This is a genomic window from Actinoplanes sp. NPDC051343, from assembly GCF_044455125.1.
Taxonomy (GTDB): Bacteria; Actinomycetota; Actinomycetes; order Mycobacteriales; family Micromonosporaceae; genus Actinoplanes.
Genome location: NZ_JBITEL010000001.1, coordinates 1,444,097 through 1,466,167 on the forward strand (window position 1 = coordinate 1,444,097; position 22,071 = coordinate 1,466,167).

Here is a 22,071-nt window from a genome sequence, read left to right on the forward strand (position 1 = left end):
TGTCGGCGGTGCACCGGAATACTGCTGTTTGTCCGGATAGCCTGGCAAGCCCTGGCGCCCGAGTTCGCACCTTCGGTACGAGTACCGGAATTCGCGTCACCTCAGCGGGCCCGGCCTCGTTCCGCGCTTCGACGTGTCCCGGGTGCATCACCTTCAACGCTGGTTGCATTCCTGGCGAACCGGCCCCGCGCCCCCCACCGGGCACGGAATAGTGACGACATGGGTGTCATGGCTTACCCCCTCCGGTACGCGCTCGCCGACCTGGCCCTGGCTCTCAGCCGGGCCGCCGAGGACCCCGCGGAGGTGCGCGCAACCGCGGCCAAGGTGGCCGCCGACATGATCGGCGACGGCGCGGGCGTGCAACTGCTGCGCGACGACGGCCGATACGACGAGATCACCTATCGCCACGTCGACGACGAACGGTCGCGCGCGCTCGGGCACGTGCTCGACCACGTCGGCCGGCTGCCCGACGACGACTTCTCGACCACGCTGGCCACCAGCCGCCGCCCGGTCGTGCTGGCCGGCGACGGAGCCTCACCGTTGGGTGACGTCGAGCATCCCGTGCACGCCGCCGTGCTGTGCCCGGTGATCGTCGACAACACCTACGCCGGCTACATGGTGCTGACCCGGGAGACGCCCGGCGCGCTCTACTCCACCGCCGAGGTCGAACTCGCCCGCGACATCGCCGGCGAGCTCGCCCTCGCGGTCTCCAGCGCGCGGGCGATGGAACGCCTGCGGGCGAGCGAGGAGCGCTACCGCCGGGTGCTCGAGACGATCCCCGAGGGGGTGCTGCAGCTCGATCCGGAGGGCGTCGCGACGTACGCCAACGAGCCGATGGGCGTCGTCCTCGGCCTGCCCCGCGCCCAGCTGGTCGGGGTGTCGCTGCGCGGCTTCCTCGACGACCAGGGCCAGCGGGAACTGGCCCGCCGGATCGACGAGTGCATGGCCGGCCGCTCGACGGTCGGCGCGACCCGGCTCATGCGGGCCGACGGGTCCCGGCGCAGCGTGCGGATGAGCATGATGCCGCTGATCGACGACCACGGCCGGTTCAACGGCGTGGTCTGCATGGTCACCGACACCACCGACCACATCGACGCCCGCGGCCTCAAGCGGCAGCTCGACCACCTGCGCCGGCTCGACAGCCTGGGCCAGCTGATCGGCGGCATCTCGCACGACTTCAACAACCTGCTCACCGTCGTGGCCGGCTCGGCCGACATGATCCTCTCGACCACCCCCGAGGACGAGCAGCACCACCAGCTGGCGAAGGACATCATGGAGGCCGTCTCGACCGGACGGACCCTCACCCATCAGCTGCTGGCCTTCGGCCGCAGCGACGGCAACCGGCCGGAGATCATCCCGATTCCCGACCTGCTCACCGACGTGCAATCGCTCTTTTCCCGTACGCTCGGCGAGCACATCGGCCTCGACCTGGCGTTCGGAGCCGACGTCTGGCCGGTGCGCGCCGAGCGCGGGCCGCTGGAGCAGGCGCTGGTCAACGTGGCGGCGAACGCGCGCGACGCCATGCTGCACGGCGGCATGGTGCGGGTGGCGGCGACCAACGAGGTGCACGAGTCCGGCGCACCGCCCGAGGGGGCACCGACCGGCCGCGTCGTCCACCTGGTCATCACCGACACCGGCAGCGGCATGACCGACGAGGTGCGGTCGCGGGCGCTCGAGCCGTTCTTCACCACCCGTCCGACCGCGGCCGGGCTAGGCCTGGCGACCACGGCCGGCATCGTGCAGGGCATCGGCGGGCACATCGAGCTCGAGTCGAAGCCGCGCATCGGCACGACCGTGCACCTTTATCTCCCGGCGGCCGAGGAACGCCCGGCGTCAGCCGGCGAGCGGCAGGGCGCGCCCTCGGTGATCGGCCGGGTGCTTATCGTCGAGGACCAGCCCGAGGTGGCCCAGCTGGTGCAGCGGCTGATCGAGCCGGCCGGCTACGCGATCACGGTGGCAACCGACGCGCTGACGGCGGTCACCCAGGTGGCGGCCGGGGCGCATCCCGACCTGCTGATCACCGACGTGGTGATGCCGACGATGACCGGGCCGGAGCTGGCGTCGGCGCTACGTACGCACCACCCGGATCTGCCGGTGCTCTACATGTCGGGGTACACGGCGGCGTCGCTCGGGCCGCAGCTGACCCTCGACGAGAACAGCATGCTGATCGAGAAGCCGTTCACCCGGTCGACGCTGCTCGGGGCGATCCGTACGCTCTGCGGGCCGCAGCCACCGCGGCCCTAGATGTAGAAGAGGCGTGGGCGAACCGCCCACGCCTCTTTCGCTTACGATCGTCAGACCATGCGCCGTACGACGTAGTTGCTGCCGTAGATCTTGTGCTTGCCGACGCGGGCTCCCGTGTGCGGGGAGTCGTACATGTAGCCGTTGCCGGCGTAGATCGCGGCGTGGTAGCCGTACGAGCCCGAGCGGAAGACGATCAGGTCACCGACCTTCTTGCTGCCCTTGCTCACTGCCTTGCCGTAGTGCTGCTGCGAGTTCGCCTTGTGCGGCAGCGACTTGCCCGCGGCCTTCTTGTAGACGTACTTGGTGAACCCGGAGCAGTCGAACCGCTTCGGACCCGCCGCGGCGAACTTGTAGAGCGCGCCGGTGTGCGCCTTCGCCTCGGACAGGATCTGCGCCCCGCTGTGCTTGACCTTCACGTACAACCGGCTCGCCGTGGCGGACGTGTAGCCGCTGCTGGCGATGTAGGTGGTCCGGAAGTAGCCGTTGACGAGGGGCTTGGCGTAGATGGTCGCGGTGCCGTTCTTGCCGACGGCGGCCGACGACCAGTTCTGCCACTTGCCGTTGCGGTACGCCTGGAGGCGCACCCGCCCGTACGTGATCACCTTGCCGTTCTTCGGGTTGATCAGCTTGGTGGTCACCCGCACCTTCGATCCCCAGGCAACGCTGGAGGTGTTGACCGAATCGCGGATTGTGGGCTTGACCTTGGCGACCGTCGCGGTCTGCTGCGTCACGACCGGGGTGGCGGCACTCGCCGCCTGCGTCGAGATCAGCTGGCCTGCGCAAAGGCACAGACCCAGGGACAGCGCGGCGGTACCGGTGCCGACGGACAGCCGACGGCGCCGGCTCGAGGTGTGCTCGTGCACGGTAAGGGATTCCCTCCGGCACGCCTGCGAGGTTAGCTGTCGGGTTCGGGCGGGAAGGTGTGCCCGGCCGCGTCGCCGCGGCTTCACCCCGAGGTTGCCCCGTTGCCCGCCACCGGAGCGGGTGGCGCGGAGCGGACCGGAAATGGGTCCCCCGTCCCTGCCCCCGTATGCCTTTGTGGTCGTACTTACATGACGGTCGCGTCTTCCGGCCCGGGGCAGGGCTCGGCGTGAGCCTGGAAGCAGCGACCGGCGAGCGGATGCCCACCGGCGGAAACCTTCCTATCCGAATTTTTTGATGATCGTCGGGCGCCAAATCGTGACGCTCGGTAATTGTCGATCGAGGCCCTGTCCCATTTGCCATTGACCGAGAACATTTGCCGCGACGGGTAGTGGGCACACGATTACGCATTGACGAGAATCCGGCGTGAACCAGAACACACAATTGCTCCATACAGGATTGTCTATTCCCGTCCGAAAACCCTCTACCGGCGGAAACGTCGTCACCCGTTCGATGTAGGCCGGTTCAGCGCCTCGCCCTCCCCACCGACAACTCGACGTAACCTCCGATTCCGGTACCCTCGCTGGCGTGACGGACCAGAAATTGCCCCTGCGGGCCAAGGTCGCGACCTCGGTGTCGAAGACAGCGGCCGCGCTCTCCCGGGCCGCCGGCCGCGGCGACGGCTCGGTCATCGGCGGCTGGATCGGTCTCAAGATCGATCCGGAGCTGTTGACGCACCTGGCCGCCGGGCGGTCGATCGCACTGGTGTCCGGCACCAACGGCAAGACCACGACGACCCGGCTGACCGCCGCCGCAATGGAGGTGCTCGGCCCGGTCGCGACCAACTCGTTCGGCGCCAACATGCCGACCGGGCACACGTCGGCGCTGGCCAAGGCCGGCGCGACACCCTTCGCGGTGCTCGAGGTCGACGAGCACTACCTGGCCCGGGTGATCGAGGAGACGCACCCGCGGGTGGTGGCTCTGCTCAACCTCTCCCGCGACCAGCTCGACCGGGCCAAGGAGGTGGCGATGATGGCGCAGATGTGGAAGACCGCGCTCGCCGCCCACCAGGACGTCAAGGTGGTCGCCAACGCCGACGACCCGATGGTGGTCTGGGCCGCCGGCGGCAGTCCCTACGTCGTGTGGTTCAGTGCCGGCCAGCGCTGGCTCGACGACTCCTTCGTCTGCCCGCAGAGCGGCCACCCGATCGAGCGGCACCAGGGCGACTGGTGGTGCACCGGCTGCCCGCTGCGCCGGCCCCGCGCCCACTGGCAGGTCGAGGAGGAGGGTGTCGTCGACCCGCGCGGCGACTGGCACCTGGTCAAGCTCCAGCTGCCCGGCACGGTCAACATCGGCAACGCGGCGACCGCGCTGGCCGTCGTGGCCGAGTTCGGCGTCCACCCGCTCAAGGCTCTGCCCTACCTGGCCACCGTCACCTCGATCGCCGGGCGGTACGCCCAGGTCGACCGCGACGGGCGCAACATCCGGTTGCTCCTGGCGAAGAACCCGGCCAGCTGGCTCGAGGCGTTCGACATGGCCGAGATCGCGCCCACCCTGCTCTCGATCAACGCCCGCGACCCCGACGGGCTCGACACGTCCTGGCTCTACGACGTCGACTTCTCGCCGCTGCGCAACCGCCCGGTGCTGATCACCGGCGACCGGGCGTACGACCTGGCGGTGCGGCTCGAAGTGAACGGTGTGCCGTTCCGGCACGTGACCAGTTTCGACGAGGCGCTCCAGGCGGTCCCGCCCGGTCGTCTCGAGGTGATCGCCAACTACACGGCGTTCCAGGACATCCGAGCGGAGTTGGACCGTGTCAACTGAGTCCCTGCGGATCGTGTGGATCTACCCCGATCTGCTGTCGACCTACGGCGACCGGGGCAACATGCTCATCCTCGCCCGGCGGGCCCAGATGCGGGGCATCCCGGTCGAGGCGTACGAGGTGCGTTCCGACCAGCCGATGCCGTCCAGCGCCGACATCTACCTGATCGGCGGCGGCGAGGACGGCCCGCAGGCGCTCGCCGCCCAGCGGCTGATCGCCGACGGCGGCGTGCACCGGGCGGTCAGCCAGGGCGCGGCGGTGCTCGCGATCTGCGCCGGCTACCAGCTGTTCGGGCACTCGTTCTTCGCCAAGGGCGCCAAATGCCCCGGCCTCGGCCTGCTCGACCTCTACTCCGACCGGGGCGAGACCCGGGCGGTCGGCGAGCTGCGGGGCGACATCGACCCGCGACTCGGGCTGCCCCCGCTGACCGGCTTCGAGAACCACGGCGGCCGCACCCACCTTGGGCCCGGGGTCTCCCCGCTGGCCCGGGTCACGGCCGGCATCGGCAACGACAGCCAGACCGAGGGCGCATGGCACGGCAAGATCCTGGGCACCTACTCCCATGGGCCGGCGCTCGCCCGCAACCCAGCTATAGCCGATCTGCTACTGCGCTGGGCGATCGGTGCGGATAGCCTTTCACCCGTTGACGACACATGGGCCGAACGGCTCCGCAGGGAACGGCTCGCCGCGGCGAGCGCCTGACAGCAGAGACCCTGAACCGACAATGAGTTAGGGCGGTAAGCCTGCATGACGGACACGATGATCGCGCCTGCACCGGTTGTTTCCGCCTCCCCGTCCCCCTCCTCGCTGGGGTGGAAGAGGCGGCTGATCCGGTTCGCTGTGCTCGGTGTCGTGGTCGGTGGCCTCGCGTTCGCGGCGGCGGTGCTCCCGCTCCGCGAGATCGGTGACGCGGTGATGATGCTGGGCCGCACCGGTGCCGCGGTGGCCATCGCGGTGGTCGGCGGCCTGCTCCTGTCGGTCATGGTCCCCCGCACCGCCATCACGATCGCCTGCGGCGCCCTGCTCGGCGCGGCGACCGGCGCGGCCGCCGCGCTCGCCGCCGCGGTGATCGCCGCGATCGCCACCTACTACGCCGGCCGCTGGGCCGGACGTGGCGCGCTCAAGGCCAAGTCGGGCAGCAAGCTCGCCCGCCTCGACGGCTGGCTCGACAAGCGCGGCCTCTCCGCGGTGCTGCTGGTGCGCCTGCTGCCCTTGGCGCCCTACGGTCTGGTCGGCTACGCGTACGGGACGACCAGCGTCTGCCGCAAGCGCTACCTGCTGGGCACCACGCTCGCCGCGATCCCGAGCGCCATCTCGTACGCGGTGATCGGCGCCGCGGTCACCAAGCCGCACTCGATGAGCCCGCTGACCCTGGCCCCGGCCCTCGTCGGCTTCGCCCTGACCACGGCGATCGTCTGGCGCTGGAAGCGCTCCGCCCGCCGCCCCACGGCGCCGGTAGCAGCCTGACCCCTCGCCGCTCCGCTCGCCGCCTGACCCTCGCTGCTCCGGTCCCCGCCTGATCCTCGCTGCTCCGGTCGCCGGCCTGAGGCGTAGCCTCGCGACGTTTGTCGGCGGTGGCGGGGCTTGTTAGCGTGCCGGTGCGGGCCGAGAGGCGCTGCGACGGATGCACATCCGCCACGCTCGACCCGCGCCTGTCGTAAGGGCGCCTCCCGCCGGAGGCCGCTCGTTGCGCGGACGCCCCCGGTGGATGAGACGCACCGTGAGGGACAAACCATGGCAAAGGATCTGACCGCCTTCATCGCCCGCCTGCCCAAGGTCGAGCTGCACGTTCACCACGTCGGTTCGGCAACGCCGCAAACCGTGGCCCGCCTGGCCGAGCGGCACGCCGGGCACACCCCGGTGCCGGCCGACCCGGCATTGCTGGCCGAGTACTTCACGTTTACCGGCTTCGCGCACTTCATCGAGGTCTACGTGTCGGTGGTCGACCTCATCCGCGACGCCGAGGACGTGGCCACGCTCACCTACGACATCGGCGCCGGGCTCGCCGCCCAGACGGTGCGCTACGCCGAGGTGATCCTCAGCCCCTACTCGTCGATCACGCGCGGCATCCCGGCCGAGGCGTACTGCGAGGCGATCGAGGACGCCCGCCGGCGGGCCGCGCGCGACCACGGCATCGAGTTTCGCTGGTGCTTCGACATTCCGGGGCCGCCCTGGATGCCGGCGGCCGACGCGACACTCGACGTGGCGCTGAAGCAGCGCCCGGACGGGCTGGTCAGCTTCGGGCTGGGCGGCCCGGAGGCCGGGGTGTCACGAGCCCAGTTCGCCCGGCACTTCGCCGCCGCGCGGGCCGCCGGTCTGCGGAGCGTGCCGCACGCCGGCGAGTCGACCGGCCCGCAGCCGATCTGGGACGCGGTGCACCACCTCGGGGCGGAACGCATCGGCCACGGCATCGCCGCCGTCCGCGATCCCCAACTGATGGCTCACCTGCGCGAGCACGACATCGCGCTCGAGGTGTGCCCGACCTCCAACGTCTGCACTCGATCCGTACCGTCCCTGGCCGAGCATCCGCTGCCGGCGCTCGTCGCGGCCGGCGTGCCGGTGACCGTCAACTCCGACGACCCGCCCATGTTCTCCACCACCCTCAACCGGGAGTATCAGGTGGCCGCGGACCTGCTCGGCCTGGACGAACAGGGCGTGGCCGAGCTGGCCCGGCAGGCGGTGCGGTACTCGTTCCTCGCCCCGGCTGCCAAGTCGGCCGTCCGGGCGGAGATCGACGCCTACGCGTCCCTGGCCGACGCCGAGGGCGCGCCGCAGGCCGGGCGATGAACAACCCCGGCGCCCGGCCGCGCGGTAACAGCCGGCCCCCGACCGCCGGCGCCGGCGCGGCCAGCAGCGCCGTCTCCGACACCAGGTCGCCGGAGTCAGCGTCCCTGGATCTGGCCGCCGAACTGGGCGATCCGGCCCAGCTCGTCGAAGGTGATCTCGATGGTCGAACCGTCGGGGTGCCGGGCCGACAACCGCTCGCCGCGGTCCTCGACCGCCCAGCCCTGCTGGGTCAGGAAGGCCAGCGCCACCTGGCGGTGCGGCAGCGGCCAGGCCTGGATCACCTGGCTGAGGACGGTGATCACCCGCTCCGGGGCGACCGGGCCGTCGGGCACGCCCTCGAGATGGAAGAACAGGGCGCCGCCCTCGTAGGGCCCGCGGTAGTAGGGCCGGCCGGTCAGCCCGGACGCGACCAGGGCCAGCTTCGCCCCGTCGGCGCGTTCGAGCGGGAAGCTCGGGTCGGTCAGCTCGGCCGTCCCGGATTGGGCGCCGTAATCCCGCAGCCAGCCGCACAGGTGCAGCAGGGCCGGCGGCAGGCCGCTCTCCGTGTTGGCCCACGCCCACAGCCAGGTGCCGTCGACGTGGCTCTCGGTGCCGAGCAGCTGGATCGGGAAGCGTAGATCATCGCCGAACGTGGCGGATCCGGCGGACAGGTCGACCGACCAGTTGCGCTCGCCGATCAGATCGGCGAGCGCAACCTGGCGGGCCATGGCAGTGCCTACGTGCTGGGCGAACAGATCATCGAACGACACCCGCCGAGTCTGTCACGGTTGATCGAACCCCGGTCATGCGACGACGCTGACCAGCCGGCCCGCGACGACGATGACCTTCTTGGGCTCGCGGCCGGCCAGGACGTCGGCGACCGCGGCCAGCGCGGCCTCCCGCACCTCGGCCTCGGACGCCTCCGGGGCCACCTCGATGCGCTCGCGCACCTTGCCGTTGACCTGCACCGGGTAGGTGATCGAGTCGGCCTTCAGCTGGGCCGGATCGGCCACCGGGAAGTCGGCGTAGGCCAGCGTGTCGCCGTGGCCCAGCTTGCTCCACAGCTCCTCGGCCAGGTGCGGGGCGAACGGCGCCACCATCAGCACCAGCGGCTCGATCGCCTCGCGGGAGGCGACCGGCAGCGGGGTCAGCGTGTTGGTCAGCTCGATCAGCTTGGCGATCGCGGTGTTGAACCGCAGCTCGTCCAGGTCGTCGCGGACGCCGGCGATGGTGCGGTGCAGGTGCTTGCGGACGGCCGGTTCCAGGGGCTGGTCGGCGGCCCGGACGGCACCGGTCTCCTCGTCGACGACCAGGCGCCAGACCCGCTGCAGGAAGCGCTGCGAGCCGATGACCGCGCGGGTCTCCCACGGTCGGGAGACGTCCAGCGGGCCCATCGCCATCTCGTAGACCCGGAACGTATCGGCGCCGTACTGATCGCACATCTCGTCGGGCGTGACGACGTTCTTCAGCGATTTGCCCATCTTGCCGTATTCACGGAAGACCGGGGCGCCCTCGTAGAAGTACTTACCGTCGCGCTCGACGACCTCCTCGGCCGGCACCACGACCCCGCGGGCGTCCCGGTACGCGTACGCCTGGATGTAGCCCTGGTTGAACAGCTTGCGGAACGGCTCGAACGACGAGACGTGGCCCAGGTCGTAGAGCACCTTGTGCCAGAAGCGGGCGTACAGCAGGTGCAGCACGGCGTGCTCGACGCCGCCGACGTACAGGTCGACGCCGCCGCAGTCGCCGTCGCGCTGCGGGCCCATCCAGTAGGCCTCGTTGTCCTCGTCGACCAGCCGTTTGTCGTTCTGCGGGTCGAGGTAGCGCAGCTCGTACCAGCAGGAGCCGGCCCACTGCGGCATGGTGTTGGTCTCCCGGGTGTACGTCTTCCGGCCGTCACCCAGGTCCAGTTCGACGTTGACCCAGTCCTTCTTGCGGGACAGCGGCGTCTCCGGCTCGCTGTCGGCGTCGTCCGGGTCGAACGTGCGCGGCGAGAAGTCGTCGACGTCGGGCAGCACGACCGGCAGCATCGACTCGGGCAGCGCGACCGGCATTCCGGTCTCGTCGTAGACGATCGGGAACGGCTCGCCCCAGTAGCGCTGGCGGCTGAACAGCCAGTCGCGCAGCCGGAACGTGGTGGCTCCGGTGCCGTGCCCGTGCAGCTCCAGCCAGGTGATCATGGCGGTCTTGGCCTCGACGACGCCCTTGCCGTCCAGCCAGTCGCTGTTGATCGCCGGTCCGTCGCCGGTGTACGGACCCTCGAAGTCGTCCGACGACGGCCGCACCGTACGGATGATCGGCAGCTCGAACGCCTCGGCGAACGCCCAGTCGCGCTCGTCCTGGGCCGGCACCGCCATGATCGCGCCGGTGCCGTAGCCGGCCAGCACGTAGTCGGCGATGAAGATCGGAATCTGGGCGTCGTTGACCGGGTTGGTCGCGTACGCGCCGATGAAGACGCCGGTCTTCTGCTTGGCGTCGGTGCGCTCTTCCTCGGTCTTCGCGGCGGCTTCCGCACGGTAGGCGGCGACGGCGGCCGCCGGGGTGGAATGCCCGCCGGTCCAGGCCGGTTTCGTCCCGGCCGGCCACTCGCCGGCAGTCAGCGAGGAGACCAGGGAGTGCTCCGGCGCCAGCACCATGTAGGTCGCGCCGAACAGGGTGTCGGGCCGGGTGGTGAAGACGCGGATCGAGGACGAGCCGGCGGCGAAGTCGACGTGTGCGCCCCGCGAACGGCCGATCCAGTTGCGCTGCATCAGCTTGACCGGCTCCGGCCAGTCGAGCGTGTCCAGGTCGTCGACCAGGCGGTCACCGTACGCGGTGATCCGCATCTTCCACTGCTTCAGGTTGCGCTGGAAGACCGGGTAGTTGCCGCGCTCGCTGCGCCCGTCCGGCGTGACCTCCTCGTTGGCCAGCACCGTGCCCAGGCCGGGGCACCAGTTGACCGGGGCCTCGCTGACGTAGGCCAGCCGGTGGTCGTCGATCAGCTTGCGGCGCTCGACCGAGCTCAGCGAAGCCCACGGCGCGCCCGGGGTCTCGCGGTCACCGGACTCGAACTCGGCAATCAGCGCGGCGATCGGGCGGGCCTTGCGGATCTTCGGGTCGAACCACGAGTTGAAGACCTGCAGGAAGATCCACTGCGTCCACCGGTAGTAGTCGGGATCGGTGGTCGCGAAGCTGCGCCGGTCGTCGTACGCCAGGCCCAGCCGCCGCAGCTGACCGCGGTAGCGCTCGATGTTGGCCTCGGTCGTGGTGCGCGGGTGCGTGCCGGTCTGCACCGCGTACTGCTCGGCGGGCAGGCCGAACGCGTCGAAGCCCATCGGATGCAGCACGTTGAAGCCCGCCATCCGCTTGTAGCGGGTGTAGCTGTCGGTGCCGATGTATCCGAGCGGGTGACCGACGTGCAGGCCCGCACCCGACGGGTACGGGAACATGTCCTGCACGTGCAGCTTGGGCGCGCCCGCGCGCGGGTGGTCAGGGTCGGCCAGGGCGCCTTCGGGGTTGGGCGCGTAGAACGTGCCGTTCGCCGCCCAGTACTCCTGCCAGCGCAGCTCGATCTCACCGGCCAGGGCGGCGGTGTAGCGGAACTGCGGAGTCTCTGACTCGCTCATCGTCGGCATCTCGCGATCAAAAGTCGATGGGCACAAAAAAGCCCCTCACAGGGAGGGGTCGCCGTGCTGTGCCCGTCTCAGCGGCGGAAGATCAGCACGGCCGGCTAAGAAGAAGGAACTGCCGGGCCACCTTTGCATGATACCGGTCGCCGCCGTACGGCGGCGACCGGTATGCAGGCCCCTACGAGGCCGAGCCGTAGACCGAAAGCTCGGTGTTGTCGAGGAAGGCGCAGCCGCTGGCCGTCGAGTTGGGGTCGGCGCAGAGGCCGGCGTCCTGGCCCTGACTGGTCAGCGCGGTGTACCGGATGTACGCGACGCCGGTCGCGCCGCCGGTCAGGGTGACCGGGGTGGCCGTGGCCGTGCCGTTCGGGAACGAACCGCCGGCCGCGACCGTCCACGCCTTGCCGTCCGGCGACGTCTCCACCCGGTAGCCACCGGTCGAGGCGGTCTTGTCGTCACCGCAGGTCGCGGACGGGTTGATGACCAGCTGGCCGATGTCGACCGTGGCCGACAGCTTGAGCACGATCTGCTGCCCGTTCGCCGCGACGTCCGAGCCCCAGCCGCCGACCTGGGACTGATCGATCAGCTTGGCCGGGCCGCAGTCCGGGGTGTAGTCCGGGCCGGTGAAGCTGACCACCGAGCCGCCGCCGCTGGACGCCGCCCAGTCCTTGCGGACCGACCAGTTCTCGGTCACCGCGTGGGACGGGATCGAGAGCGTCTTGACGACCGTGTCGTACCCGGAGCCGCGCGCGAAGACCTTCGCGTACGTCCCGGGAAGGATGCCGGAGATGGTGTAGCTGCCGTCGCCCGCCGTGACCGTCTGGTAGCTGCCGGCGAAGCCGGAAGCGTGCCCGCCGAAGCCGACCGAGAGGCCGGCCACCGCGGCGCCGGTGTCCTGGTCGGTGACCTTGCCGGTGAGCGAGCCGCGCGGCGTGTTCGGGGCCGGCGGCATCGAGAAGTCCTCGACCGGCTGGGAGTCGTCGCCGTCGACCGCGGCCGCGAAGTAGCCCATGCCGCGCTTGGCGAAGACCGACCAGATCGTCTTCTGCAGCTTGCCGCCGTCGGCGACCATGTCGGCGGCGAGGATCGAGTTGCGCTCGTCGAGCATCGACGGGTTGGCCGGTGAAAGCTCCATGGCCCGGGTGACCAGCTGCTCGGCCTTCTTGCTGCCGATCAGTTTGCGCAGGTCCCACAGGGTCTGGCCCCAGATCTCGCCGTCCGCGTGCACCTCGGCGCCGCGGGCCGAGATGCGGCCGTAGTCGCCGTACGTGTAGCCGCCGGGACCGGCGAGCGGGGTGCCCGGGCAGGCGGCCGCGGTGGTGCCGACCGGGCAGTCGAGCGGTTCGGTACGGATGGTGGCGCCGCCGGTGACGTACTTGCCGACCCGGATGTCGCCGACCGTGGCGGTGTCCTTCTGCAGGCCCTGGTCGTCGAGGTAGTCCATGGCGTACCAGTCGCTCCAGGCCTCACCCATGGCACCGGCCTGGATGTCGCCCAGAGTGGACAGACCGTCGGCGTCCACGACCAGCCGGTTGGACAGGCCGTGGGTGTATTCGTGGTAGACCACGTCGGACTCGTCGCCCGAGTTGCCGGCCAGGAAGCGGGTGCTGGGCACGAACAGGTACATCTGCATGCGCGGTGGGGTGCCGTCGGGCGGGGTGTTCATGTTGGCGTTGTTGATGTGCGCCGCGTTGGGCAGGCCGTTGGCGGTGTTCGCGCCGTCGTCCGACTGTGCCTGCACGGCGTCACCGTCGACCGCCTCGAAGTTGCCCGCCTGCCGGGTGAAGCCGATCGGCGCCGCCCTCAGGTGGTCGTGCCAGTTGCCGAGGAAGAAGTACATCTGTGCGGCGTTCTGCGACCGGTTGACCTGCCACGAGTTGGGGGTCGCCGGGTCCCACGAGCACTGGGTCGCGTCCGAGCAGAGCCCACCGACGTCGAACCGGGTGAACGGGAACTCGAAGCTACGCCGGCCGGACGGGGCGACGTCCTCGCCCGGGTTGTCCACGTCGTCGTCGTTGATGTCGGAGTAGACGTGGGCGACGTTGCCGGCCAGCCGCGGCGAGTTCTTCGGCAGCCACTTGCTGAGGTCGACCTTCTGCTGCTTGCCGCCGCGCGGGGCACCCGGGTAGTTGGTCCAGGTGTCGGCGGTGTCGGCGTCGACCGTGCTCTGCCGGAACAGCACGTCGCCGCTGGTCGTGTCCACGACGTGCACGTAGCCCGAGTCGAGGGCCACGGTTTCCCAGGCCAGGCGTGGGCCGGACGCGGTCTGGAACCAGACCAGCTTCGCGTTGCCGCCGTCGCTGAACGTCGCCGAGGTCGCCGAGGACGCGGTGACCGTGGCTCCCGGCGTACCGGAAACGTCCTTGACCGCCGCGGCGCGGGCCGCCGCGGCCGACAGCTTGGCCGCGCCGGCCGTGGCCGGCAGTGCGCGGAGCGGAGATCCGTCGACCTGGACGAGACGGCCGTCGGAGGTCACGTGCGCCTTGAGGCCGTTGCCGAAGACGGGTACGCCGCCGGCGACCTGCTGGAAGCTGAGGTGGTGGGTGCCGTCGACGTCGACGTAGTCCTGCCGCAGGGTCAGGCCGGACAGGCTGCCGAACTCCTCGGCGTGGGCGCGGACGTACGCGAGGGCGATGTCGGCCGGCTTCTTGCGGCTCGGCCCGGTGAGGAAGCCGTCGAGCTTGGCGACCCGGCGTGGGGTGCCCGTCGATCGGTCGATGTCGACAATGCCCTGGACGCCCAGTTGTTCGGCCAGGGTGTTCGCGGTGGTGGTCGGCGCTTTCAGTGCGGCGACGGCCGGAGCGGCGGTGATGCCCCGGCGGCTGTCGTAGTCACCGGTTGCTTTCTTGACTGCGGACGCCGGCGCCTTGACTGCGGCATGCGCCTGAGCGGGAAGAAGGCCTGCCAGGAGGAAGGCTCCGGCAGCAGCCGCCCCCATCCGCCGGGTCACGGTCGGAACGGACAACGGTCTCAATTCAGCCCCTTTCGGCACGGGCTCGGTGGTGAAACCCGTCGATGGCTGATCGTTCTTGTGTTCGGTAGGAAGAATCTAGACTGGTGTCTATTTCTTTACGTATCCGATACTCGTGTCCGGTTGACGGGCGTCAAAACCGTCCACCCGCCCGAGTCGGCGAGTTGGTGTGATCGGGCTAACCTGTTGGTACGGGCGGCGAGCGCCGGAGGCCCACGGACCGCCGGCCGCCCGCACAACCCTCAGCGTGAAAGTACTTGGAGGAGGCCCGTGACAACCCCGACCTGGGACGAGCCCGGTGGACCAATGGCCGGCGACGACTTCCGAGCCGCGACTCAGGCCATCATGGCGAACATCGAGCAGGTCATCGAGGGCAAGAGCGCCACCGTGCGGCTCGCGCTCGCGGTGATGCTGGCCGAGGGCCACCTGCTGATCGAGGACGTGCCCGGCGTGGGCAAGACCAAGCTCGCCAAAGCGCTGGCCCGCTCGATCGACTGCTCGGTGCGACGCATCCAGTTCACCCCCGACCTGCTGCCCAGCGACGTCACCGGAGTCTCGGTCTACAACCAGGAGACCCGCGACTTCGAGTTCAAGCCGGGCGCGGTGTTCGCCAACCTGGTCGTCGGCGACGAGATCAACCGGGCGTCACCCAAGACCCAGTCCGCGCTGCTCGAGTGCATGGAGGAGCGGCAGGTCACGGTCGACGGCACGACGTACGAGCTGCAGGCGCCGTTCATGGTCATCGCGACGCAGAACCCGATCGAGATGGAGGGGACCTACCCCCTTCCCGAGGCGCAGCGCGACCGGTTCACCGCCCGCATCGCCATGGGCTACCCCGACCCGCGGGCCGAACTGGCCATGCTGAACGGGCACGGCAACCACGACCCGCTGAACGACCTGCGCGCGGTCACCGACGCCGCGATGGTCCGCCGGCTGATCGCCACGGCCCGTGACGTGCACGCCGCGGAGGCCGTCCAGCAGTACGCGATCGCGCTGGTCACCGCCACCCGCGAGGCCCCCGAGCTGCGGCTCGGCGCGTCCCCGCGGTCGAGCCTCCAGCTCGTGCGCACCGCCAAGGCGGTCGCCGCGCTCGAGGGCCGCGACTACGTCCTCCCCGACGACCTGCAGGCGCTGGCCGTACCGGTCCTCGCGCACCGCGTCATCCCGACCGCCGACGCGCAGCTCAACCGGCGGACGACCGACGCCATCGTGTCCGAGATCGTGCACCGGCTGCCGCTGCCGCACGACCGCAACCGCTCGCCGTACGACACCCGAAACACCGGCGGCTCACAGTACGAGTCCCGGGGGCGCTGACATGCGGGAGGCCTTGCGGGGACTCACGACGCGCGGCCGATCCTTCCTGGCCGGGGCGGGCGCCGCCACGGTGTCCGCCTTCATCCTCGGCGAACGCGACCTGCTGCGGGTGGCCGTGCTGCTCGCGGCGCTACCTCTGCTCGCCGCCATGTACGTCGGTCGCAGCCGTTACAAGCTCGCCTGCAGCCGGTCGCTCGAACCCGGCCGGGCGCCGGTCGGGTCGAGCGCCCGGGTCATCCTGCGCCTGCAGAACATGTCCCGGCTGCCCACCGGCACCCTGCTCCTGGAAGACCGTCTGCCGTACGCGCTGGGCAGCCGTCCCCGGGTCGTGCTGGAACGGCTCGGGGCGCACCAGGCGAGTTCGGTGGCTTACACGGTGCGGGCCGACGTCCGCGGCCGCTACCCGATCGGCCCGCTGGTGATCCGGCTGACCGACCCGTTCGGCCTCTGCGAGCTGACCCGCTCGTTCCCCAGCATCGACCGGCTCACGGTCATCCCCCAGGTGGTCGCGCTCCCGACGGTGCGTCTCGCCGGGGAGTACGCCGGTACGGGCGACAGCCGGGCCCGGGCGATCGCTGTGCACGGCGAGGACGATGCCGCGACCCGCGAATACCGCCGCGGCGACGACCTGCGCCGCGTCCACTGGCGCTCGACCGCCCGCACCGGCGAACTCATGGTGCGGCGCGAGGAACAGCCCTGGGAGAGCCGGGCCACGGTCGTGCTCGACACCCGGGTCTTCGCCCACCGCGGCGAGGGCCCGACCGCCAGCTTCGAATGGGCCGTCTCGGCCACCGCCAGCGTCGCCGTGCACCTGCGGCAGGCCGGCTACAAGGTGCGCATGGTGACCGGCGGCGGGATCGACATCGACGCCACCGAGATCAGCGGCGAAGGTCTGCTGCTCGACACCCTGGCCGACGTGAAGCCGGCCCAGAACGGCGACATCTCGATCCTGGTCGAGCAGGTGCGCCGGCGTTCCGACGGCGGCCTGATCGTCGGCCTGTTCGGCTCGCTCACCACCGCCGAGGCCGAACTCCTGGCCGGCATGCGAGGCACCGGCGCGACCTGCATCGGCTTCGCCATCGACAGCTCGACCTGGGTGACGATGGGAACCGGGGAACGGCAGGAGGCCGACCGCGAGCACGCCGCGGCCGCGCTGGCCCTGGTGCACAGCGGCTGGCGTTCGGTACCCGTACGCCACGGCGACCAGCTGCCCACGCTGTGGCCGGCCGCCGCCCGCGGCTCGAGCGGGTTCGCCTGGCGGGCCGCGATGGCCGAGACGGTCGGCGGGGTGATCCGATGACCGGGCGACGCCGGCTCGGCCTGGTGGCGGGCGCGGCCACGCTGCTCTCGGCAGCGCCGATCTCGACCATCTTCAACGCCTGGACCTGGCTCCTGGAGTGCATCCTCGCGGTCGCGATGATCAGCGGCGCGGCGTTCCTCACCCGCACGTTCCGGTTCCCGATCTGGGCCCAGATCGTGAGCGAGTTCGTCGCGCTGCTGGTGGCGCTCAGCTGGATCTTCCCGGCGCCGGGCGGGTTCGTCATCCCGACCCCGGCCAGCATCAACCACTTCGGCGAGCTGTTCACGCAGGCCGGCGAGGACACCCGCAACTACGCGGTGCCGGTGCCCGACCGGCCCGGCCTGCTCTTCGTCGCGGTGCTCGGCATCGGGCTCGTCGCGATCGTGATCGACCTGCTCACGGTGGTGCTGCGCCGGCCGGCCCTGGCGGGCCTCCCGATGCTGGCGATCTACTCGGTGCCGGTCGCGGTCTACGTCGACAGCGTCCCGGTGACACCGTTCATCGTCGGCTCCATCGGATATCTCTGGCTGCTGGTCAGCGACAACATCGATCGCGTACGCCGGTTCGGCCGCCGATTCACCGGCGACGGCCGTGACGTCGACGTGTGGGAACCGTCGCCGCTCGCCGCCGCGGGCCGGCGCCTCGGCCTGGTCGGCCTGGTCGCGGCCGTCCTGGTGCCCCTGCTCGTGCCGACGATCACCGGTGGCCTGCTGTCACAGCTCACGCAGAACGGCAGCGGCATCGGTCAGGGCGGTCTCGGCAACGGCACCGGCGGCAAGATCAGCCTGTTCGCCTCGCTCGCCGGCAACCTGACCCAGGGCGACACGGTCAACCTGATCAAGCTCACGACCAACGAACAAAGCCCCTATTACCTGCGCTTCGCAGTCGCCGACCAGCTCACCAACGAGGGCTTCGGATCGCGTACGCCGTCCGGGCCGTCGCTGTCCCGCGGGCTGCCCGACCCCCGCTCGTCCAACAACGCGGCCCAGTCCGACTACAAGCAGTACCACGCCACGGTCGAGGTCACCGACAAGCTGACCCAGGCGATGGCGCCGATCTATACCAACACGATCCAGATGGGCAGCCTCGACGGCAGCTGGAACTTCGACCGCGGCCAGCAGGTGCTCTACTCCACCCGCACCACCACCAGGGACCAGAAGTACTCGTTCGACTATGTCCGGGCCAACTACACCCAGGACGAACTGCGGTCGGCCCCATCGCTGCCCAAGGACAACCCGTTCGTCCTGCAGTACACCAACACCCCGGCCGACGCGACCGTCAACACCCAGGTACGCAAGCTCGTGGCGGGCAAGACCACCGACTACGACAAGGTCCTGGCGCTGTACGACTTCTTCTCCAAGAAGAACAACTTCACCTACAGCCTCACCACCGAGCCGGCCGGCAACGCATCGCAGATCGCGGCCTTCCTGCGCAACCGGGCGGGTTACTGCCAGCAGTACGCGGCGGCACTCGCGTGGATGGTACGGGCGGCCGGCATCCCGGCCCGGGTCGCGTTCGGCTTCACCCGGGGCACGACCGGCGACAACGTCACGTACACCATCACCAACCGCAACGCGCACGCCTGGACCGAGGTCTACTTCGACGGCTTCGGCTGGATCCCGTTCGACGCCACCCCGTCGGTCGGCGTGGCCGGCTCGGCGCACTCGGCGTGGGCGCCCGACAACGACTCGCCGACCCCGACCGCCTCGTCGTCCAACGCGGCCGGTCAGCCGAACGCCAACTCCTCGGGCGGCATCTCCAAGCAGGAGCGGCCCGACCGCAACTTCGACAACTCGACCAACTCCGGCGGGACCGGCGTGGGCGCCTCCAACCTGTCGCCCACCGGCCTGACCGTCATGATCGCGGTGGCCCTGCTGATCGTCCTGCTGCTGATCCCGTCGCTGCGCCGGGCGCTGCTGCGAAGGCGGCGGCACGCGGCGACGGTCCCCCGGGAAGTGGCAGTAGCGCAGGCCTCGGGCGCTCTCGACATCGTGGTGACGACCGAGGCGGTGCGGGCGCGCGAGGACGCCCACGCGGCCTGGGACGAACTCGTCGACACGATGATCGACTACCGCGTACCGGTCGACCCGACGGAGACCCCGCGGGTCACCGCCCGGCGGCTGATCACCGACGCGGTGCTCCTGGAGGACGCGGCGACGGCGGCGACTCTCCTCGGCACGGCCGAGGAGCGGGCCCGGTACGCGCGGCGCCCGATGACCGGTGCCGAACTGCTCCCCGCCCTGCGGCAGATCCGCAAGGGGCTGGCCCGCTCGGCCACCCGGCGCACCCGCCTCGCCGCGGCGATCATGCCGCCGTCGGTGCTGCTGCGCTGGCGCCTCGGCCTGGCTGACCTGTCGGCCCGCACGGTCGGCGCATCCGGCCGCATGCGCGACTCCCTGTCCCGCTTCAGCCCGCGGCGCTTCCTGGCCCGCTCCCGCTAGGGTCTGGCCCGGTCGGCGGCGCTCTCCTCGCGGGGAGCGCCGCCGCTGAGTTTCCGCAGCCAGTCGCGGCCCACCTCGCCGAAGGGCTCCTCGTGGGCTCCGACCCGGGCGACCAGGTCGTCGGCGGTGGCCCGCGCCCGCGCGATCAGATCGGCCGGATAGCCCAGGAGCACCTGATGCTCCTCGAACTCGTCCTCGTCGACCAGCAGGACCCGCCCGTCCCGCTGGCGGATCACGTCAAGGTCAAGGTCGACGGCCTCGATCAGGTTGCCATTCCGGACCGGACGAGTGGTGACATCCACGTATATCTCGGTCTCGCCGACCGCATCCCAGGTGGCAATCCACTCCCCGTCAGCGGGCACCAGCATGACGTAGTCATGCGGTCGCGGAATGGGCGTCTCGTCGCCGCGCTGAAAGAAGGTGCCCTCGCGCCCACCCAGCCACCACCCGTGCCGATCGGTGCCCAGCCGCACGACCGGGTAGTGCCAGTGCAACTTCCCGCCCCACTTCGTGAACCGCATCTCCAGCGCCATTCCCGCCCGCCTCTCAACTCTGCTCGCCTCAAAACAGGGAAACTCGCCGAACCGCTCCCGAACCTCCCGCAGCCACAGCGCGGAGCGCCCGGCCAGGCCGTCCAGGAAGATCCGACCGTCCGGCCGGAAGAGCTCACGCGCCGGCGGCGACGGCCGATCGTCCCGCCAGACCTGCTCGGGCACCGCATCGGTCCGCAACTCACCCGGCGACGCCAGCCAGTTCCAGCAGTACCACGAGAGGACGGCGCTCCTGGTGCCCGGTTCCTCCCATGCCAGGCCGGTCTGCGGATGCTCCGGCACCGGCAAGATCTCGGAATTCCCCTCACCGCCGGCGGCCGTGTCAGGCCCGGCCAGGCGGAGAGTGAGCGGCTCACCCTCGCCGGGCTGAGTAGGGTCTCGAGTGGCCGCCGGAAAAAATCGGCGAGGACTCCGTCCGGCACCCGGATCGGCCGTCCTTCCGAGGCGATGACGAGGCGGGCGAGCGCGATCCCGATCGCCGCCTCCCAGCGCGGAACCCACCAGCCACGCATATCCACCGGCGGGATGCCGGGCCACCCGGTCCGAAGTGACGGCCAATCGAGGACGGGCGCCTCCGCACCCTCGACGCGCCGGACCGCCCGCCCCTCCACCCAGATCACCTGCCACAGCGAGCAGTCATCGACCCGCGACGCCACCGGTCGCCCGCAGTTCGCGCAGGCCAGGTTGGGCCCGTCACGCCCGTCGATCCCACAGCAGTACCCGCCGCCGCACCGGTCCAGCAGATAGCTCACCCCACGAACGTCGCCCGGCGCAGTGGCGAAGCGTCCCTCCCCGGTCAGAGCGCGCGGCCCGACGAACTCAGACCCAGCGGACTCAGACTCAGCAGACTCAGACCTGACGGGCTCCGGCCCGGCGAGGTCGGGCCCAGCGAACTCAGGCCCGACGGGCTCAGACCCGGCGGGGCCAGGGTCGGCGGCCCCAGGCCCGGCGGGGCCTGGGTCGGCCAGGCCAGCGTCGGCCCGGCCAGCGTCGGCCCGGCCAGCGTCGGCCCGGCCAGCGTCGGCCCGGCCAGCGTCGGCCCGGCCAGCGTTGGCCGGGCCAGCGTCGGCCCGGCCAGGGTCAGCCGGGCCAGGGTCGGCGGCGTAGGTGCCTGCGTCCATGAGAACGCCCAGCTGGAACTGCCCGTGCCCGTAGACCTGACGCGCATGCGCGGGCATCGCCACCCCCGAGACCGCCACCGTCAGCGCAGCCCCGCACCCCGCACAGATGAAGACCGCCACCCAGTCCCCCTTGAACCCCCAAGAACCGGACCCCTCGACGAGGCGATCGACATGTCCTCGTTCATGTCAGTCGCCGAGACCGGCTGCTCAGAGCGGTCACTCCAAGCGGCCACCCAGAGCGGTCACCCCCGAGCGATTCCCCAGAGCGGCCACTGCGAGCGATCCCCCAGAGCGGTCCCCCGAGCGGCCGCCCAGAGCAGCCCGCGAGCGAACCCCCAGAGCGCCCGCCCAGAGGGGCCATCCCCGAGCGATCCCCCGAAGCGGCCACCGCGAGCGGCCGCCGAGAGCAGGCACCGCCGCCGACCGGCGCGGGTGCGGCTCAGGACTGTCCGGTCTCGACGGACGCCGCGCGGCGACTATTACATGCCGTCCGACCGGGCGCAGCCGATTTTTCGGCATCTATGGGGAGTGAGACCAAAAAGGCCCGGCCGAAAAGGCCGGGCGCGAAACGGCGATGGCGGCCCATCGGGCCGCCATTAACCGGAGGGCCGGCTCAGTGGGGGTGAGGCCGGCGTTGGGTGGGGGGTCGGAGTCAGCGGTGACCTTCGGGACGCTGGCGCCAGCGGTCCTCCAGGCGGTCGATGAAACCGGCCTTGCGGGTCTGGCGGGTGCGGCGGCTGGCAGTGCCACCCACCGCGTGCAGGTCGGGTGCGTGGCCCTTGCGGCGGGACTGCAGCGCGAACGCCGCGGAGCCGAGCATGACCACGAAACCGGCTACGCCGAGCAGGGTGTTGCTGCTCACCGTGCCGTAGACGACCAGGGCCAGACCAAGGATGATCACGAAGGCGGCGACCAGCAGCCGGCGCCGTGCATGGAAACGCGGGTCGTTGGCCCGCACGGCCGAGGCAAACTTGGGATCCTCGGCCAGCGACCGTTCGATTTGATCGAACAGCCGCTGCTCGTGCTCCGAGAGCGGCACGGCATTCCTCCCCGGGCGCGTGTCCGGTCCCTCTGA

Annotated in this window: 15 protein-coding genes and 1 riboswitch; of the genes, 8 read left to right on the forward strand and 7 right to left on the reverse strand. The window is 70.8% G+C overall.

All coding sequences use genetic code 11. The annotated features are described in order from the left end of the window. Positions 1-228 precede the first annotated feature (228 nt). Positions 229-2,244, forward strand: coding sequence for a response regulator (locus tag ACIA5C_RS06460; protein WP_396051886.1), 2,016 nt, complete (start codon positions 229-231; stop codon positions 2,242-2,244). A 50-nt stretch (positions 2,245-2,294) separates the two neighbouring features. On the opposite strand, the gene ACIA5C_RS06465 is transcribed toward ACIA5C_RS06460, so the two are convergent. Further along, the gene (locus ACIA5C_RS06465) at positions 2,295-3,107 is read right to left on the reverse strand and encodes a C40 family peptidase (protein ID WP_396051888.1); all 813 of its coding nucleotides are present in this window, start codon (positions 3,105-3,107) and stop codon (positions 2,295-2,297) included. Between the two features lie 6 nt (positions 3,108-3,113). Beyond that, a riboswitch (cyclic di-AMP (ydaO/yuaA leader) is annotated at positions 3,114-3,251 on the reverse strand. Between the two features lie 457 nt (positions 3,252-3,708). Here ACIA5C_RS06465 and ACIA5C_RS06470 point away from each other — a divergent pair. The 4 genes from ACIA5C_RS06470 (at position 3,709) to ACIA5C_RS06485 (ending at position 7,714) form a co-directional block, all read left to right on the forward strand. Next, positions 3,709-4,929, forward strand: coding sequence for a MurT ligase domain-containing protein (locus ACIA5C_RS06470; protein WP_396052052.1), 1,221 nt, complete (start codon positions 3,709-3,711; stop codon positions 4,927-4,929). Continuing rightward, a complete protein-coding gene (locus tag ACIA5C_RS06475; protein ID WP_396051890.1) occupies positions 4,919-5,629 on the forward strand; it encodes a type 1 glutamine amidotransferase in 711 nt (236 codons plus the stop codon). Before ACIA5C_RS06470 ends, ACIA5C_RS06475 begins: the two co-directional genes overlap by 11 nt. 45 nt (positions 5,630-5,674) lie before the next feature. Continuing rightward, positions 5,675-6,394 carry a TVP38/TMEM64 family protein gene (locus tag ACIA5C_RS06480; RefSeq protein ID WP_396051892.1) on the forward strand — a complete coding sequence of 240 codons (720 nt, stop codon included), beginning with the start codon at positions 5,675-5,677 and terminating at the stop codon, positions 6,392-6,394. Positions 6,395-6,661: 267 nt separating this feature from the next. Then, on the forward strand, positions 6,662-7,714 hold the full coding sequence (locus ACIA5C_RS06485) for an adenosine deaminase (RefSeq protein ID WP_396051894.1): 1,053 nt from the start codon (positions 6,662-6,664) through the stop codon (positions 7,712-7,714). Between the two features lie 95 nt (positions 7,715-7,809). Here the strand turns inward: ACIA5C_RS06485 and ACIA5C_RS06490 are convergent, their stop codons facing one another. From ACIA5C_RS06490 to ACIA5C_RS06500, 3 genes are all read right to left on the reverse strand, one after another. Further along, the gene (locus tag ACIA5C_RS06490) at positions 7,810-8,463 is read right to left on the reverse strand and encodes a DUF6882 domain-containing protein (protein WP_396051896.1); all 654 of its coding nucleotides are present in this window, start codon (positions 8,461-8,463) and stop codon (positions 7,810-7,812) included. A 33-nt stretch (positions 8,464-8,496) separates the two neighbouring features. Then, the gene (gene leuS, locus ACIA5C_RS06495) at positions 8,497-11,307 is read right to left on the reverse strand and encodes a leucine--tRNA ligase (RefSeq protein ID WP_396051898.1); all 2,811 of its coding nucleotides are present in this window, start codon (positions 11,305-11,307) and stop codon (positions 8,497-8,499) included. 172 nt (positions 11,308-11,479) lie between these two features. Continuing rightward, positions 11,480-14,263 carry a M36 family metallopeptidase gene (locus tag ACIA5C_RS06500; protein WP_396051900.1) on the reverse strand — a complete coding sequence of 928 codons (2,784 nt, stop codon included), beginning with the start codon at positions 14,261-14,263 and terminating at the stop codon, positions 11,480-11,482. 276 nt (positions 14,264-14,539) lie between these two features. Here ACIA5C_RS06500 and ACIA5C_RS06505 point away from each other — a divergent pair, with 276 nt between their 5' ends. The 3 genes from ACIA5C_RS06505 to ACIA5C_RS06515 are packed head-to-tail and all read left to right on the forward strand — an operon-like array spanning position 14,540 to position 19,324. Then, positions 14,540-15,583, forward strand: coding sequence for an AAA family ATPase (locus ACIA5C_RS06505; RefSeq protein WP_396051901.1), 1,044 nt, complete (start codon positions 14,540-14,542; stop codon positions 15,581-15,583). Position 15,584: 1 nt separating this feature from the next. Next, on the forward strand, positions 15,585-16,883 hold the full coding sequence (locus ACIA5C_RS06510) for a DUF58 domain-containing protein (RefSeq protein WP_396051903.1): 1,299 nt from the start codon (positions 15,585-15,587) through the stop codon (positions 16,881-16,883). Next, positions 16,880-19,324: a DUF3488 and DUF4129 domain-containing transglutaminase family protein gene (locus tag ACIA5C_RS06515; RefSeq protein WP_396051905.1), complete on the forward strand. Its 2,445-nt coding sequence runs from the start codon at positions 16,880-16,882 to the stop codon at positions 19,322-19,324. The genes ACIA5C_RS06510 and ACIA5C_RS06515 overlap by 4 nt, the downstream gene beginning before the upstream one ends. On the opposite strand, the gene ACIA5C_RS06520 is transcribed toward ACIA5C_RS06515, so the two are convergent. The 3 genes from ACIA5C_RS06520 to ACIA5C_RS06530 all read right to left on the reverse strand — a co-directional run bounded on the left by ACIA5C_RS06520 (position 19,321) and on the right by ACIA5C_RS06530 (position 22,035). Then, on the reverse strand, positions 19,321-20,157 hold the full coding sequence (locus ACIA5C_RS06520) for a DUF402 domain-containing protein (RefSeq protein ID WP_396051907.1): 837 nt from the start codon (positions 20,155-20,157) through the stop codon (positions 19,321-19,323). The genes ACIA5C_RS06515 and ACIA5C_RS06520 overlap by 4 nt on opposite strands. Positions 20,158-20,671: 514 nt before the next feature. Next, entirely contained in the window at positions 20,672-21,043 is a 372-nt protein-coding gene (locus ACIA5C_RS06525; protein ID WP_396051909.1) for a hypothetical protein, read from the reverse strand. A gap of 605 nt (positions 21,044-21,648) precedes the next feature. Continuing rightward, complete coding sequence (locus ACIA5C_RS06530; RefSeq protein ID WP_396051911.1) at positions 21,649-22,035, reverse strand: DUF3040 domain-containing protein; 387 nt, start codon at positions 22,033-22,035, stop codon at positions 21,649-21,651. Between the last annotated feature and the right edge of the window lie 36 nt (positions 22,036-22,071).

Bases quoted from the DNA above. Each gene is read 5' to 3' on its own strand.
- ACIA5C_RS06460 (WP_396051886.1), top strand. From the start codon at position 229: ATGGCTTACCCCCTCCGGTACGCGCTCGCCGACCTGGCCCTGGCTCTC.
- ACIA5C_RS06480 (WP_396051892.1), top strand. From the start codon at position 5,675: ATGACGGACACGATGATCGCGCCTGCACCGGTTGTTTCCGCCTCCCCG.
- ACIA5C_RS06485 (WP_396051894.1), top strand. From the start codon at position 6,662: ATGGCAAAGGATCTGACCGCCTTCATCGCCCGCCTGCCCAAGGTCGAG.
- leuS (WP_396051898.1), bottom strand. From the start codon at position 11,307: ATGCCGACGATGAGCGAGTCAGAGACTCCGCAGTTCCGCTACACCGCC.
- ACIA5C_RS06510 (WP_396051903.1), top strand. From the start codon at position 15,585: ATGCGGGAGGCCTTGCGGGGACTCACGACGCGCGGCCGATCCTTCCTG.
- ACIA5C_RS06515 (WP_396051905.1), top strand. From the start codon at position 16,880: ATGACCGGGCGACGCCGGCTCGGCCTGGTGGCGGGCGCGGCCACGCTG.
- ACIA5C_RS06525 (WP_396051909.1), bottom strand. From the start codon at position 21,043: ATGCGCGTCAGGTCTACGGGCACGGGCAGTTCCAGCTGGGCGTTCTCA.